This is a genomic window from Pseudomonas sp. BP11-1-1, from assembly GCF_052112105.1.
Taxonomy (GTDB): domain Bacteria; phylum Pseudomonadota; class Gammaproteobacteria; order Pseudomonadales; family Pseudomonadaceae; genus Aquipseudomonas; species Aquipseudomonas alvandae.
The window spans coordinates 521,918-537,294 of record NZ_JAUTYU010000003.1; the positions used below are offsets into that span (position 1 = coordinate 521,918).

Below are 15,377 nucleotides of genomic sequence, written 5' to 3' on the forward strand. Positions count from 1 at the left end.
AAGAGACTCCCCTTAATCCGCGTGTTATCAGGCTTGTGCAGGAAATTGACCGAGTTGGAGAAACAGGCCGAACCAGTCTTCCATGTGCCAGGTCGTGGTCAGCTTGGCGTTATCCAGCACGTGGAATTCATGGATGCGGAAACCGACCTTCGTGCCGGTGGCCGCGATGCCGAAAAACTCGCCTTGATGGGTCCCGGTAATTTCCGCGCGCACGCCGATTTTTCCGGGTTCCTGGACCATGTCGTGGACGGTGATCCGGACATCCGGGAAGGCTTGGACGAAGCTGCGGATGATTGGCTTGATGCCTTCAGGGCCAGGCACCTGGCCGGGGGCGAGGGGAATGTCATCCCACTGGGGCGAGAGCACATCGTCTACCAGATCGGGATTCTGTTCGTTGAAGGCTCGATACAGTGTCTCGACGGCTGCGCGTTCACGCTTCAATTGTTCAGTCAGGTCAGGATTCGCTTGCATGATGTTCTCGCGGCGGTTGGGTTCGATGGCGAAATTGTCCGGTCGCGGGCTACAATCCGTCTAACAAATAAACGATATAGATGATTATTTGATTTATGGATTTTCACGGGATCGATCTGAATCTGCTCGTGGCCTTCGATGCGCTGATGAACGAGCGCAATGTCACGCGCGCGGCCGCTCGGGTAGGCGTGAGTCAACCGGCAATGAGCGCCGCCCTGGGTCGGCTGCGCACGCTCCTGGGCGATTCGCTTTTCGCCCGCAGCGCCGATGGCCTGCTGCCAACACCGCGGGCCCGTGAGTTGGCGGAGCCGATTTCCCAAGCGCTGCGGCAGCTGGAAACTACCTTGGTCAGCCGGCCGGAGTTCGATCCCGAAAAAGCGTCAATGGTCTTCAAGCTCGGGTTGTCCGATTACCCGGCCTACGTGCTGTTGCCGCCGTTGATGGAGGCACTCGCCGAACAGGCCCCAGGGGTGTCGCTGAATGTCCATGCGTTCAACGACCGGGACCATGCGGTGGATTTGCTCGACGCCGGCATGATCGACGCGGCCATCGGCGTGCCGCCTACCCACGCCGATGCCAGGATTCTCGGGCGCATGCTGCTCACGGACGAGTTCGTGACCATCGTCGCCAATGATCATCCGGTCGCACGACGTGGCATGACCCTGCAAGCGTACCTGTCGCTGCGCCACGTCCTGGTTTCTCCCGAAGGCGAACTGCACGGCGTCGTGGATCATGCCCTGGCGCAACTGGGTGAGCGGCGGGCGCTGGCGTTGACCCTGCCGCAGATGTTTGCCGTTCCCGCGTTGATTGCCCGCAGCCGTTTTACGGCAACGGTCCTGAAGCGCGTGGCGACAGGCGCATCGGGCAGCAGCAAGTTGGTGATGTTTGCTCCGCCCGTTGTGCTGCCGCACATGCAATTCGACCTGATCTGGCACAGGCGCAGCGACACCCATCCGGCGCAGCGGTGGTTCCGGGAGCTGATTGCGTCTGTCGCCGATACAGTGTGAAACCTCGCCAGGGCAAAGCCCCAAAAATGATGAAATAGGGATGGGACGTTTGAACGAACAGACATTGTCCATGCGCCTGGAGCGTGTGGCGGAGCTGGTGCCGACAGGGGCGCGCCTGGCCGATATCGGCTCGGACCATGGCTACTTGCCGGTGGCGCTTATCAAGCGTGGCGTGATCACGGCGGCGGTGGCCGGGGAGGTGGCGTTGACGCCGTTCCGTTCGGCCGAGCGCACCGTGCGTGAAAGCGGCCTGGAGGAGCGGGTTACCGTGCGCATGGCCAACGGCCTGGCGGCGATCGAGCCGGCCGATGGGATTACGGCGATCAGTCTGTGCGGCATGGGCGGCGAGACGATTCGCGACATCCTCGCCGTCGGCAAGGCTCGCCTCAGTGGTCGGGAACGCCTGATCCTGCAGCCCAACGGCGGCGAACAACCGCTGCGCCAGTGGTTGATGGACAACGGCTACCGCATCCTGCATGAGGACGTGCTGCGGGAGAACCGCTTCTACTACGAAATCATCGTTGCCGAGCGCGACGGGCCCGTGAAGTACAGCGCCGAGGAGCTGTACTTCGGTCCGTTGCAACTGCAAGCCCGCAGCCCGGTATTCCTGGCGAAGTGGCAACGCATGCTGCGCCTGAAGCAGAAGACCTTGGCGAGTTTTGCCCGGGCGCAGCAAGCCGTGCCCGAGGAGAAGACGCAGGAGATTGCCCGGCAGGTCCGGTGGATCACCGAACTGCTGGCCTAGGCCGGCGGGATTGACCTCACTGTTGCGTCGAACCTTGTTTCAGCACCAGCATCCGATAGGTGCCCGAATCGTTCTCGATCCCGTGGGTGTCATGGGTGAACCCCGGGAATGACCGGTCGAAAGTCTCTAGCGCCTTGAGGTAGTTCAGCACTGGCCCGTCCAGGGGGCCGGCGTTTTCGCCTGGCATCAACAGGGGAATCCCCGGCGGATACGGCACGACACCCGTTGCCGCGATCCGCCCGGCAGCCTCGTCCAGTGTCACCAGTTCGACGTCGTTCCTGACCAGTTTTTCGTACGCCTGCACCGGGCTGAACTGTGCCTTGGGCAGCGTACCGAACGCCTTGGCCATCGCCGCGGTGGTCTTGATTTTCTTCATGGCGGTGAAGATTTCTTCGGCCAGGTCCTTGAGGCCCATCCCCGCGTAACGCTGTTGGTTGGCGCTCAACAGGTCGGGCAGGCACAGCTCCAGTTCCAGGTTGGCATCGTAGTCACGCTTGAAGTCGAGCAGGGCGTTGACCAACGTGCCCCATTTGCCTTTGGTGATGCCGATGGAAAACAGGAACAGGATGGTGAAATCCGTGGTTTTCTCCACCACGATGCCCTGGGTGCCCAGGTAGGCGCTGAGTACGTACGCAGGAATACCGAAATCCAGCAGGTTGCCGTCGTCGCCCATCCCGGGGGTGAGGATCGAGACCTTGATCGGGTCAAGCATGCAATAGCCGTCTTCGATGTCACCGAAGCCGTGCCAGATTTCATTGGGGTGCAGCACCCAGCAGCTCGGGTCGGTCCTCAGCCGGGCCGGGTCGACCTTGTGAAAGGGCAGCGGCTGTCCGTCCACCCTGATGGATGGAGGCTGCCAGCAGGAGAAGAACCAATCGTCCTGGCTGTGCATCTCGCTCTGCATGTGGGAAATGACCTGGCGGAAGGCGACGGCTTCCTCGATCGATTCACTGGTGAGGATCTGTCCGCTGGGCGCCTCCATCATCGCCGAGCTGACGTCGCACGAGGCCATGATTGCGTAGTTCGGTGATGTCGAGGCGTGCATCATGAACGACTCGTTGAAGCGTCCGTGGGGAATCGGGTTGCGGCCGTTGCGCACGTGAATCATCGAGGCCTGGGACAGCGCGGCCAGCAATTTATGAGTGGACTGGGTGGCGAACACGGTCGGTTTCGACGGGTCGTGATCGTCCGGGCTGCCGTGCATGGCAAAGCGATCCTTGTACAGCGGATTGAACCGCGCGTAGCCGTACCAGGCTTCGTCGAAATGCAGCCGATCGACGCTTTCGCCCAGCAGTTCCTCGACGCGCGTCACGTTGTAGGTCAGGCCGTCATAAGTGGAGTTGGTGATGATCGCGTGCACCGGCGTCGGGTCGATGTGGCTCCTGACCAGCGGATTGCTCGCGATGGCCGCCTTCACGCCCTCGGCGCTCAAGGTCTGCGGCAGGATCGGGCCGATGATGCCGTAGCGGTTGCGGGTCGGCACCAGGTAGGTCGGAATCGCCCCGGACAGCGTCATCGCATGTTCGGCGGACTTGTGGCAGTTGCGATCGCACAAGGCGATCTGGTCCCGCGTCACGCTGGCCATCAGGATGACCCGGTTGGACATCGACGAGCCGTTAGTCACGTAGTAGGTGCGATGGGCGCCAAACACCTTGGCGGCATAACGCTCGCCCTGGCCGATGGGGCCACTGTGGTCGAGCAGCGAACCCAGCTCGCCGACGGAGATCGACAGGTCCGAGCGGAGCAGGTTTTCCCCGAAGAATTCATAGAACGCCCGGCCAGCGGTGCTTTTCAGGAACGCCGTGCCGCCGGCGTGGCCCGGTGTATGCCACGAATACTCGTAGTTGCGGGCGAATTTCAGCAGGGCGCCGAACATCGGCGGCAACACCGCCTGGCGATACCGTTCGATGGCCGCGAGGATCCGTCCGCTCAGGAAGCGGCTGGTGTCTTCGGGGAGCCAGATGAAGTCATCGGCGTGTTGCATGACGATCAGCGGCACGTTGGATGCGGTGCTGCGATCGCTGATCAGGAACACTGGCACACGGGTGTTGCGCTCGCGCAGCGTCGTGAGCAGGTCGATGCATTCACGGTGGTCGTCGCTGGTGTCCATTTCCCAACTGATCAATACGCACTGGATCGCCGGGTCGGAACTGAGGATCGACTTGGCGTCGCTCAGGGTTTCCGAGGTCAGCACGTTGACGGCGCGTTCCTCCACGTCGCTGATCAACTGGAGCAGGGCCCGGCCGAATACGCTGCGCTTGTCGGGTGCGTTGGAGACGAGCAAGGCCAGCATGCCCAATAGATTTCGATGTTCCGTCATGGCAGTGCCTCCGGGTTAGCCGGCTTCAAGTGGTTGACGGGAATCGCCTCGCCAACGATGTGCTGCGCCGCGACGGTCTGGGTCGGTACGCTGTTGTTCATGGCTTCCAGGCGAATCAGGCGGGTGTTGACGTAGCCGAACAGCGTGTAGCCGACGATGACCGCGACGCCGCCGAGCATCAACGCTTGTTCGCCCGAGCTGTAGAGCGCCAGGTAGCTGTAGGCCGCGGCAATGCCCGCGACGATGTTGGTGACCAGGGCTTTGTTCGCCGGCACATTGGAAACCTTTTGCAAGGTCACCAGCGTCGCCATGGAAAGAATGTACGGCACAAGGTTGGTGACCACGGCGAGGTTGACCAGGGTGTCGAACTGCTTGGCGAGGTCGGGGCTGATGGTCAGCAGCGCCATCGCGGTCTGCATCGCCAGCAGGATTAACATGCTGATGATCGGCACACCGTGCTTGTTGGCCTTGGCGAAGATCGGCAGGAAGTAGCCGGTATCCGCTGAGCTCTTGAAAACCTGTGCGACGGTGAATTGCCAGCCCAGGAGCGAGCCGACGCACGCCAGCACCATCAGGCCCATGACGATGTTGCCCACCAGGGGCGTGAACATCTTGGCGAACACCAGGCCGAACGGTGCGGTGGAGGAGACCAGCTCGGCGTTGTCGACGATGCCGGCGATGACGTTGGTCGAAACGATGTAGATCACGGCGGCGCCGAGCGTCCCGCCCAGGACGGCGATCGGCACGTTCTTCTCGGGATTTTCCACCGCGTCACCGTTGGCGCACGCCGACTCCAGCCCGAGGAACGCCCAGAGGGTGATCGCCACCGAAGCGCCCGCCGCTTCGTACCAGGTCTTGTCGTGGGGGTTCCACCCGGCCGCGTAGACGCTGCTGTCGAACCAGAACCAACCGACGGTCGAGACCAGCACCACCGGGGCAATCACGCCCCATACGGTGACGGCGCCGATCTTGCCGGTAATGCGTGCGCCACCGAAATTGGCGAAGGTGGTCAGCCACAACAGCGCGATGGTGGCCAGGCCAACCTGGACCGAGTCGAGCTTTATTCCAAAGAGCGTCTGGATATAACCGACGGCAGTGATGCTGATCGCCACGTTGGCAATCAGCAGCGAAAGGCCATAGGTGTAGTTGGTGATGTAGTTGCCGGACTTGCCGAAGGTGTATTCGGCGTAGCCGCCCATGCCGCCGGTTTTGCGACTGAGCATGCCGCAGCGGGCGAACGCATAGGCCAGTGCCAGCGAGCCCGTGGCGGTGATGAGCCAGGACAGGATCGAGATACCGCCGACTTCGGCGAGTTTGGTGGGCAACAGGACAATGCCCGATCCCAGCATGTTGACGGCGGTCAGCATGGTCAGCTGCCCCACGCTCATTTTCTTGGCGGCTGACATTCCCTTGCCTCACAGACTTGAAGTGACCGGTTAAGTCATAGCAGAGGATTCTCAGTAAGCAAGAATGAGTCGTATCGGGATCTGGCTCTCGTTAGTGCTGCGGGATGAACTCGATGTAGCTAAGCAGCCTTTGGCGAGGAGTCCCCGCCGGGGCTTCGACGCTGTGCTGTCGCGCAATGAGCTTCGTCCGTGGCGAGGGGATTTAGCGAAACGTCGCCCCGCCCCGCTGGGCTGCGCGGCAGCCCCCAAACCAAGCAACTCGGTGTGCCAGCAAGATTGAGTTCACTGTTTTAGGGCCGCTTCGCAACCCAGCGGGGATAAATCCCCTCGCCACAGGGGAAGTTCCTGCAGGCCAGCGTTGATCAGCCGTCGAGCAAGGTCATCACCTCGGCACTGTAGCGCTCGCCGGCCACGGCGCCTTCAGGGCCGAAAATGGCGTCCAACTGGTTCAAGTCATCGTCGCTCAGGAAAACGCTGGCGGCGGCGACGTTGCTTTCCAGGTACCGACGCTGCTTGGTGCCCGGGATCGGGATGACATTGGTTCCCTGGGCCAGCACCCAACCCAGAGCCAGTTGCGCGGCGCTGATTTGCTTCTGCTCGGCCATGGCCCGGACGCGTTCGACCAGCTCGAGGTTGCGATAGAAGTTATCGGCCTGGAAACGCGGGTTGAAGCGCCGATAATCGTCAGCGGCAAAGTCCTCGGGGGTTTTCAGCTCGCCAGTCAAGAAGCCGCGCCCCAAAGGGCTGTAGGCGACAAAAGCGATCCCCAGCCGCCGGCAGGTTTCGAGCACGCCGTTGTGTTCCGGCTCCCTGGACCACAACGAGTATTCGCTTTGCACCGCCGCCAACGGATGCACGGCGTGGGCTCGCTGGATGGTCTCGGCGCTGGCCTCCGAGATGCCGATGTGGCGGACCTTGCCGGCCTTGACCAGCTCGGCCATGGCGCCGACCGTTTCCTCCACCGGCACCTGCGGGTCGATGCGGTGCTGGTAGTACAGATCGAGGTAATCGGTGCCGAGGCGCTTGAGGCTGCCTTCGATGGATTGGCGGACGTACTCGGGGTGACCGTTGACGCCCCGAGCATGGGGATCATCGCTGCGCACCAGGCCGAACTTGCTCGCCAGATAGATCCCTTCACGTTTACCGCGCAGGGCCCGTCCGAGCAGTTCTTCGTTGGTGTGCGGTCCGTACATGTCCGCTGTGTCGAACAGCGTCACGCCCAGCTCCACCGCGCGGTGAAGAGTGGCGATGGATTCTCGCTCGTCGGTACCGGTGGTGTAGAAATCCGACATGCCCATGCAGCCCAGGCCGATCGCGCTGACGTGTGGGCCCTGATGGCCGAGTTGGCGGGTGATCATGATGATTTGACTCCTTGGGATTGAACGACCAGCGCAGTCTCAAGCAAGGGAGTTTCTGGATAAACCCGCGATTTTTGGTTTAACTATTCGTAATTTCTAAACAGTGGAAGGCATCGATGGACCGATTACAGGCAATGCAGGTGTTCCGGCGCATCGTCGAACTGGGCGGGTTTGGCAAGGCGGCCGACGACCTGGGGCTGCCTCGCGCCACCGTCAGCCTGCTGATCCAGCAGTTGGAAAGCCACTTGGGCGTGCAACTGTTGCAGCGCACCACGCGGCAAGTGCGCGCCACCCTCGATGGCGAAGCCTATTACCAGCGCTGCGGCCAATTGCTGGATGAACTGGACGACCTCGAAACCTCGCTTTCGGCGCAACGCAGCCAACCCCGTGGCACGTTGCGCGTGGACATGCCCATCGCTTTTGGCTGCACCTGGATCGTGCCGAACCTGCCGGATTTCTATCGACGTTATCCGCAGCTCCAGCTGGACATCGGTTTCCACGACCGGCAGGTACACCTGCAACGCGAGGGCGTCGATTGCGCCATCCGCGCCGGGAATATCACGGATCAGGCGCTGGTGGCGCGACCGGTCGTGCGATTGCACCAAGTGACGTGTGCCAGCCCCGGCTACCTGGCTCGCTCAGGCACGCCCCGGCGGTTGGAAGAACTGTCGGCCCATAGCGCGATCGCCTTTGCGTCCGGCAATGGCCGGTTCTTCCCGTTCGAATTCGAGGTGGCGGGGCGGGTTCGCGAGATGCAGCTGCCGGGAGATCTGATCCTCAACAATGCCGATGCCTATGTGGCCGCATGTGAAGCGGGCTTCGGCTTGATCCAGGCGCCGCGTTACCACGTCCAGCGGCAGTTGGCCGAAGGGCGATTGGTGCAAGTGTTGAGCGATCATCCCGTGCCGTCCTGGCCGATTTCGATGGTTTATCCGCCCCATCGACAGCTGTCGCCCAGGGTGCGGGTGTTCATCGACTGGGTCATCGAGTTGCTGCATGGCGCGGCGGATGCCCAAGGCACCTTGATTGTGAGGGTCTAGGGAGCCGCTCGGCTTAGGTGACTGGATCCAAAGCTGGCGAACCCGGCCTGACGGGCTATTTTAGAAGGTGCCCGATTTTTTGGAGTTTCCTTCGTCATGGCGAGGTCCAGCATGAACCACTCATACATCGACACGGGATCGGCCGCGCGCGCCGGTACCGGGAAATCCTTCGTGGACCTGGATGGCTACAACAACACGGCGGGGATAGCCGTGGCCCCGGATGGCAAGATCTGGCTGGCCGGGATGACCGGGGTGAACAACCCGGACCAGGAATACGAAGGCTATAGGGCTTCGCTGATTCGGCTCAACGCCGACGGCACGCTCGATACCTCTTTCAGCGACGACGGCAAGACACTGCTTGCCCGCGATGTCTACCCGGGGGAAGGCTACAGTGCGACCGTCCAGCCGGACGGCAAGTTTCTGATGGTTTATCCGCAAACACCTTCATCCACCGTCGCCATGGTTCGCCTGAACCTCGACGGTTCGGTGGATCAAAGCTTCGGCGTCAACGGCACTGCCTCGGCGCCGGCGGCATGGGGAGATTTCGCCGGCGCGACTGTGCAACCGAATGGGAAGATCCTCGTTTCCAATTACGACTCCTACGAGAGGCTGTTTTCGGTCAATCGACTCAACGCCGATGGCACGCTCGACACGGGTTTCAATGGCGGCGATTCAGTGAATTTCACCGTGCCCGATCTCACGGCACCGGAAGGTTTTGGCCTCACGCTGCAAGCGGACGGGAAAATCCTCGTGCCGGGTTACAACGGTAACTTCGTGGTGGCGCGATTGAATGCCGACGGTAGTCCGGACAGCAGTTTCGGCACGGACGGCACCGCAGACATTTCGGTCGCGGGCCTGGCTGATTCGATCCGTGTCCAGGCCGACGGCAAGATCCTGGTGGCGGGTAGCGTCCAGTCAGACGGTACGGGGTTTGACTTCAAAATCATCAGGCTGAATCACGACGGGACCCTGGACACAAGCTTTGGCGATGCTGGCGTCGCGGTGTTCGACCTGGCCGGCGACCGGGATTCGGTGCGGGACATTGCCGTGCTGGAGGACGGAAAAATCCTCGTGACGGGACAGAGCACGTATTACGGCAACTTTGATTTCAGCCTCATCCGGCTTAACCCCGACGGCACGCTCGACACCACCTTCGGTGCACTTGAGGGCGTGTTGCCGCGTATCGACGGGGGGCAGGGCGATGATGTCCTGTCAGGCACTTATGTCCCGGAACGACTCAGCGGCCACGACGGTGACGACCTGCTTGACGGCGCGGGGCAACGGGACGTGCTGGAGGGCGGCGCCGGTGCCGATGTCTTTCGGATCAACACGATCGGCGACAGCTATCGCATCGACGGCCAAGTCGTGAGTGATCGCATTGCCGACTTCGACGCCAACCTGGATCGCATCGACTTGACGTCGCTGGGGTTCAGCGGGTTCGGCAATGGATTGGACGGAACCCTGGCGGTGCAAGTCAACGAGGCCGGAACGCGAACCTACCTGAAAAGCTTCGAACCGGACTGGCAGGGGCATCGTTTCGAACTGGCCTTGGACGGCGACCTGACCCAGGCCCTCAATGAGACCAACGTGATCTTTGCGCCGCACCTGATCCAGGGCACGGAATCGGCCGATCGCTTGGTGGGCTCGGTGGTCGGCGACCGGATCATCGCCGGGGCGGGCAACGATGTCGTTTCGGGCGGCAATGGGCACGATGTCATCGAAGGCGGCCAGGGACGTGATGTGCTCACGGGCGGCGAAGGTTCGGATGTCTTTCGCTACGACGCCCTGGCGGACAGCTTTCGCACGGCCGACGGCAACTTCCAGGATCGGATCACTGACTTCAATCCGCTCACCGACAAGATCGATGTGTCCGCGTTGGGCTTCACCGAGCTCTGGAGCGGTTACTACACATCGCTGCGAGCGGTGGTCAGCGAAGACGGCCAGCGGACCTACCTGAAAAGCTACAACGCCGATGAAGAAGGACGGCGATTCGAGATCACCCTGGAGGGCAATGTGGCTTCGCAATTGAGCGACAATAACTTCATCTTTGCTTCCGGCGAGGATGCTTCTGCCGAGTTTCAGCTCCTGGGCGTAGCGGCACCGGAGCAATTCGGCTAGACGACCGGCCATCCCGTGTCCTGGTCCCCGATTGTCGCCGGGGACTGGATCCGAAAACATTCTGGCCAATTGCTACACGCCCCTGTCCGGCATGATCTACGCTCCAGAGGAGGGTTATCCGGGCAGGGGGTTTCAATGCGAAGCGCACCTGAAAGCAGTCTGAAGAAAGCGCTGAAAGCCTGCCGGGAGAGTTTCATTTCTGTCGGGTTTTTCAGCTTTTTCATCAACGCGCTGATGCTGGTCCCGACCTTCTACATGCTCCAGGTGTATGGACGCGTGATCACCAGTGGAAGCCTCACGACCTTGGCGATGCTGACGCTGATCATGACCGCCCTGGTGATTACGCTCGGCTCCCTGGAATGGATTCGCTCACGGATCATGGTGCGTGTCAGTACCCGCCTGGATGTGCTGCTCAGTCGCCAGGTCTACAGGGCCAGCTTCAAACGGGCCCTGGACAGTGGCGGGATGGATGCGTCAGCCCAATCCCTCAACGACTTGACCGGCTTGCGGCAGTTTCTTTCAGGTAACGGGTTGTTCGCGTTTTTCGATGCGCCCTGGCTGCCGATCTATATCGCTGTGATGTTTCTTTTCCATCCCTGGTTTGGCTGGGTGGCGACAGGCAGCGCGCTGTTGCTGCTGGCGCTCGCCGTGCTCAACGAGCGGCTGACGGGACCGGCGCTGGCCCAGGCCAACAAGGAGCATATCGGGGCCACGCTCCACACGACGAAGAATCTGCGCAACGCCGAAGTCATCGAATCCATGGGCATGCTTGAAACCCTGATGGACCGTTGGGGACGGCGGCAGCGCAACGTGCTGCTCCTGCAGTCGTTGGCCAGCGACCGAGGCGCCATCATCAGCACGCTTTCGCGGACCTTCCGGCTCCTCGTGCAATCGCTGGTACTGGGGCTCGGGGCGTACCTGGCGGTGGACCATCAAGTGGGGGCGGGGCTGGTGTTCGCGGGATCGATACTGCTGGGGCGCGCACTGGCCCCCATCGACCTGATCATCGGCAGTTGGAAGGGGTTTATCGCCGCGCGCTCACAATATGGCCGCTTGAACGACGTTCTGGACAAGCTGCAAGCGCAACCCGAGCGCATGTCTCTGCCAGCGCCCCAAGGGCATGTCCAGGTCGAAAACCTGGTTGTCGCGGCGCCGGGCTCCAGGACGCCGATCATCAAGAACATCAGCTTCAGTGCGCCGGCGGGCTGTACGGTCGGCATCATCGGCCCCAGCGCGGCGGGAAAGTCGACCCTCGCCCGGGCCCTGATCGGCGTGTGGCCGCCGCAACACGGGGTGGTTCGGCTCGATGGTGCGGACATCAGCGCCTGGGACAAACAGGAGCTGGGTCCCTATATCGGTTACTTGCCCCAGGACATCGAATTGTTCGAAGGCACCGTCGGCGAGAACATCGCCCGTTTCGCCGAGGTCGATTCGGCGAAAGTCATCCTGGCGGCGATGACCGCCGGGGTCCACGAGATGATCCTGCTGCTACCCGACGGCTACGACACCGTCATCGGTAGCGAAGGCATCATGCTGTCGGCCGGGCAGCGCCAGCGCATCGGCCTGGCGCGGGCGCTGTATGGGAACCCGCGATTGATCATCCTCGACGAGCCCAATTCCAATCTGGACGACGTCGGAGATCGTGCCCTCGCCGGGGCCGTGCAGCAGCTCAAGCAGACCGGCGCGACGTTGTTCGTCATTACCCACCGCACCAACATCGTGTCGCAGCTTGACCGATTGATGGTGTTGAACGCCGGTGTCATCAGCATCTATGGGCCTCGCGAGCATGTCCTGGCCGAACTCAACGCGCAGCGACAGCAGGCACAGACGCCAGCCGTGCCCGCAACCTCCGGCGTGGCTTCGGTCGATGCCGGCAAGGGTGATTCCGATGAACCCTGTGGTGCCCAGTCGTCAAATTGAAAGCTTCGCCGACCTGCCAACAGCCGACCACAAGATACGCCGCCTCGGTGTGATCATCGTCGGGCTGATCTTCGGCCTGTTCGGCACCTGGGCGGCCTTCGCACCGCTCGATGGTGCGGCGTATGCGCCAGGTGTCGTCACCGTGCAGGCTTATCGCAAGACCGTCCAGCACCTGGAAGGCGGCATCGTCAAAGCGGTGCTGGCTCACGACGGCGACGTCGTCAAGCGGGATGATCCGCTGATCATCCTCGACGATGCGCAACTGCGTTTCGAATACGAGATGACCCGAAGCCAACTGATCGCCGCCAAGGCCATGGAGGCGCGGCTGATTGCCGAGCGGGACATGGCCTCGACGGTGGGCTTTGGCGACATTACCGAGCCTGAGAATGTACGGGGAATGGAGGCGCGCCAGGGCGAGCGCCGGGTATTCAGCGCCCGGCAGGGCTCGCGCCTGGGCCAGATCGCCGTGCTGCGCGAGCGCATTGGGCAGTACCGCCAGCAGATCAAGGGCCTGGAATCGATGGTCGGCACCAAGGTCCAGCTGGAGAGATCCTACAGTGGCGAAATCGGCGAGCTGTCCGAACTGCTCAAGCAAGGATTCGTCGACAAGCAGCGCTTGCTCGAACAGGAACGCAAGTTGGGATTGTTGCGTTCCGAGGTCGCCGATCATCGCTCGACCATCGACCGCACGCGCTTGCAAATCAACGAGACACAGCTGCAGATCCTGCAGATCGACAACGAGTTCAGCGCCGACGTGGTCAAGCAACTGGCCGAGGTGCAGACGAAGATATACGACCTGCAGGAAAAAACCTCGGCGCTGGAAGACCGGCTCAGCCGCGTGACCATTCGCGCGCCCGAGGCGGGCATGGTGATCGACATGACGGTGCACACCATCGGCGGCATCGTGCGGCCAGCGACGCCGTTGCTGGACATCGTCCCGTCGATTTCCGACCTGGTGATCGAAGCCCAGGTGGCGCCGGTGGATATCGATCGCATCGCCATCGGCAAACGGGCCGACATCCGTTTCGGCGCCTTCGACAGTGCGACCACGCCAGTGATCGAAGGCGAGGTCAGCAGCGTGTCGGCCGACCGCACGACCAACGAAAAAACCGGGACGGCCTACTACCTGACGCGAGTGCGAGTGACCCAGGAAGGCGCGCGGACCCTGGGCCAGCGCAAATTGCTGCCGGGGATGCCGGCGGATGTGTTGATTATCACAGGGCAACGCACGCTGCTGCAGTACTTGATGCAGCCGGCTCGCAATGCTCTTTCCCAATCGATGATCGAGGAATGACCATGGTCGCGTCGGCCGCTTTGCTGGGCAGTGTCTGGGTGTTGGCGGTGGGCGTCGCCGTGGCGCAAACCGAGGTCGCGGTGCCCACCGAGGTAAACGCCTCGACGTATTCCACCGACCTCATGCAGTTGTATCGCGAAGCGCGGCTGGAGGACCCGCACGTGATCGCCTCCTATGCGCAGGCAAAGGCGGGAACCGAGCACCAGCGCGAGGCGATGGGCGCACTGCTGCCGCAACTGTCGTTCAATGCCGGTTCGAATCGGATCCATCAGGAAAGCGACCTGGTGCAACGCAGTTTCGACAGCGAGAGCTACGGCCTGGTGTTGCGCCAATACCTCTACAACAAGGCCGCTTGGGAGAACTATCAAAAATTCAAGAGCCTGGCCCGGCAGTCCGAATCGCAAGCGCAGGACACCCAGGCCGAAGCCTCCGTCGAACTGGCGCAGCGCTATTTCACCGCGTTGGCCGCCGAGGACGAATTGGAACTGGTGAGGGCGGAGCGTCGCACCACGCAAAAGAGCCTGGACCGGGTCAATGCGTTGTACGAGAAACAACTGGCCTTGATCACCGATCAGCTGGACTTGAAGGCCCGGGTGGATCTGCTTTCAGCGCAGGAACTGGACGCCCGCAACCAGGCCAGCCTCAGCCGCGAGGCGCTGGCGGAGATTGTCGGTCGACCGGTCAAGGAACGGCTCAACCGGGTCCGCGGTGATCGGCAATTGCAGGTGTCGGCGCAGAGCCTGGAGAGCTGGGTTCGCGATGGCATCGCCTTGAATCCGGCGCTGAAGGCCAACGAAAGCGGCGTCGAAGCGGCGGGTGCGGCGTTGCGCAGCGGCAAAGGCGGGCATTATCCGACCCTGAGCCTGAACCTGAGCGCGCAACAAACCAACGAGGGCTACAACAATTCGCTGGCCCCCCGCACCGACAGCTACGTCGCGGGAATCGGCCTGCAAGTGCCGCTGTACAGCGGCGGATCGACCTCGGCGCGGGTCCGTGGGCTGTATGAGGATCAGGTGGTCGCCGAGCAGCAGATGGAAGCCGTGCGGCGGCGGGTGGTCAAGGAAATCACCAGTGCCTACCTGACTGCCAATTCCAATGGTGAAAAAATCGGTGCGAACCGGTTGGCGCTGGAGTCGGCGCAGCTGTCCAGGGTGGCCGCGGAAAAAGCGCTGAGCTACGGGATGGTCAATTCAGTCGATGTGCTGGCTAGCGTACGCAACGAGTTCCGTGCCCGGCGGGATCTGCTCAAGACCCAGTATGATTTTCTCAGCAATGTCCTGACGCTCAACCGCTGGGCAGGCAGACCGCCGGCCGACAGTATCGAAAATGTGAATGGGTGGTTGAGCCCCGGCAGCGCTGGACAGGATTTTCGTTGATCGAAATCCCCCCGCGCGTTTCTCTCGTTTGGCTGATGTCCGTGGCGAGGGAGCTGTCGGCGGCTTCAAGCGGACGGCATTTCTGCCGTGAAGCCGCCTTCGCGAGCAGGCTCGCTCCCACAGGGAAACGGGACAACGCTGCCAATAATGCCGATTAATTGACGTCATCATCGTAGTTACCAATGCTGATACACCGCTCGTCGATTAATTGACGAGTCAGGAACGATGTAATCCCGCTACCCATTTCCCATTACCAACGTTATCTCATTGATTTTCTAGCCGATTCTCAAGTTCTCCTTAAAGCCTTCTTCCTGCGAGTGCC

Annotated in this window: 11 protein-coding genes; 7 read left to right on the forward strand and 4 right to left on the reverse strand. The window is 61.9% G+C overall.

From position 1 onward, the window contains the following. Positions 1-27 precede the first annotated feature (27 nt). Positions 28-471 carry an ester cyclase gene (locus Q7C33_RS08960; protein WP_030140599.1) on the reverse strand — a complete coding sequence of 148 codons (444 nt, stop codon included), beginning with the start codon at positions 469-471 and terminating at the stop codon, positions 28-30. Between the two features lie 95 nt (positions 472-566). On the opposite strand from Q7C33_RS08960, the gene Q7C33_RS08965 reads away from it, so the two are divergent. After that, the gene (locus Q7C33_RS08965; protein ID WP_198796799.1) at positions 567-1,478 is read left to right on the forward strand and encodes a LysR family transcriptional regulator; all 912 of its coding nucleotides are present in this window, start codon (positions 567-569) and stop codon (positions 1,476-1,478) included. A 49-nt stretch (positions 1,479-1,527) separates the two neighbouring features. Further along, positions 1,528-2,223: a tRNA (adenine(22)-N(1))-methyltransferase gene (locus Q7C33_RS08970; protein WP_258650992.1), complete on the forward strand. Its 696-nt coding sequence runs from the start codon at positions 1,528-1,530 to the stop codon at positions 2,221-2,223. A gap of 16 nt (positions 2,224-2,239) precedes the next feature. On the opposite strand, the gene Q7C33_RS08975 is transcribed toward Q7C33_RS08970, so the two are convergent. The 3 genes from Q7C33_RS08975 to Q7C33_RS08985 all read right to left on the reverse strand — a co-directional run bounded on the left by Q7C33_RS08975 (position 2,240) and on the right by Q7C33_RS08985 (position 7,307). After that, positions 2,240-4,543, reverse strand: coding sequence for an Orn/Lys/Arg decarboxylase N-terminal domain-containing protein (locus Q7C33_RS08975; protein ID WP_407683237.1), 2,304 nt, complete (start codon positions 4,541-4,543; stop codon positions 2,240-2,242). Continuing rightward, entirely contained in the window at positions 4,540-5,949 is a 1,410-nt protein-coding gene (gene potE / locus Q7C33_RS08980; protein WP_217859601.1) for a putrescine-ornithine antiporter, read from the reverse strand. The genes Q7C33_RS08975 and potE overlap by 4 nt, the downstream gene beginning before the upstream one ends. Positions 5,950-6,311: 362 nt before the next feature. Then, on the reverse strand, positions 6,312-7,307 hold the full coding sequence (locus tag Q7C33_RS08985; RefSeq protein ID WP_323154833.1) for an aldo/keto reductase: 996 nt from the start codon (positions 7,305-7,307) through the stop codon (positions 6,312-6,314). 116 nt (positions 7,308-7,423) lie between these two features. Between Q7C33_RS08985 and Q7C33_RS08990 the strand changes: the two genes are divergently transcribed. The 5 genes from Q7C33_RS08990 to Q7C33_RS09010 all read left to right on the forward strand — a co-directional run bounded on the left by Q7C33_RS08990 (position 7,424) and on the right by Q7C33_RS09010 (position 15,055). Continuing rightward, positions 7,424-8,347, forward strand: a complete 924-nt coding sequence (locus tag Q7C33_RS08990) for a LysR family transcriptional regulator (protein ID WP_323154832.1) — start codon at positions 7,424-7,426, stop codon at positions 8,345-8,347. Between the two features lie 111 nt (positions 8,348-8,458). Further along, on the forward strand, positions 8,459-10,465 hold the full coding sequence (locus Q7C33_RS08995) for a M10 family metallopeptidase C-terminal domain-containing protein (protein ID WP_198796804.1): 2,007 nt from the start codon (positions 8,459-8,461) through the stop codon (positions 10,463-10,465). Between the two features lie 135 nt (positions 10,466-10,600). After that, positions 10,601-12,385: a type I secretion system permease/ATPase gene (locus Q7C33_RS09000; protein WP_407683238.1), complete on the forward strand. Its 1,785-nt coding sequence runs from the start codon at positions 10,601-10,603 to the stop codon at positions 12,383-12,385. Continuing rightward, a complete protein-coding gene (locus Q7C33_RS09005; protein ID WP_323154829.1) occupies positions 12,354-13,679 on the forward strand; it encodes an HlyD family type I secretion periplasmic adaptor subunit in 1,326 nt (441 codons plus the stop codon). The genes Q7C33_RS09000 and Q7C33_RS09005 overlap by 32 nt, the downstream gene beginning before the upstream one ends. Before the next feature lie 2 nt (positions 13,680-13,681). Beyond that, positions 13,682-15,055 carry a TolC family outer membrane protein gene (locus Q7C33_RS09010; protein WP_407683239.1) on the forward strand — a complete coding sequence of 458 codons (1,374 nt, stop codon included), beginning with the start codon at positions 13,682-13,684 and terminating at the stop codon, positions 15,053-15,055. The last annotated feature ends 322 nt before the right edge of the window (positions 15,056-15,377 follow it).

Coding starts and splice junctions, on each gene's coding strand:
- Q7C33_RS09000 (WP_407683238.1), top strand. CDS start 10,601: ATGCGAAGCGCACCTGAAAGCAGTCTGAAGAAAGCGCTGAAAGCCTGC.
- Q7C33_RS08975 (WP_407683237.1), bottom strand. CDS start 4,543: ATGACGGAACATCGAAATCTATTGGGCATGCTGGCCTTGCTCGTCTCC.
- Q7C33_RS09010 (WP_407683239.1), top strand. CDS start 13,682: ATGGTCGCGTCGGCCGCTTTGCTGGGCAGTGTCTGGGTGTTGGCGGTG.
- Q7C33_RS08990 (WP_323154832.1), top strand. CDS start 7,424: ATGGACCGATTACAGGCAATGCAGGTGTTCCGGCGCATCGTCGAACTG.
- Q7C33_RS08985 (WP_323154833.1), bottom strand. CDS start 7,307: ATGATCACCCGCCAACTCGGCCATCAGGGCCCACACGTCAGCGCGATC.
- Q7C33_RS08995 (WP_198796804.1), top strand. CDS start 8,459: ATGAACCACTCATACATCGACACGGGATCGGCCGCGCGCGCCGGTACC.
- Q7C33_RS08960 (WP_030140599.1), bottom strand. CDS start 471: ATGCAAGCGAATCCTGACCTGACTGAACAATTGAAGCGTGAACGCGCA.
- potE (WP_217859601.1), bottom strand. CDS start 5,949: ATGTCAGCCGCCAAGAAAATGAGCGTGGGGCAGCTGACCATGCTGACC.
- Q7C33_RS09005 (WP_323154829.1), top strand. CDS start 12,354: ATGAACCCTGTGGTGCCCAGTCGTCAAATTGAAAGCTTCGCCGACCTG.
- Q7C33_RS08965 (WP_198796799.1), top strand. CDS start 567: ATGGATTTTCACGGGATCGATCTGAATCTGCTCGTGGCCTTCGATGCG.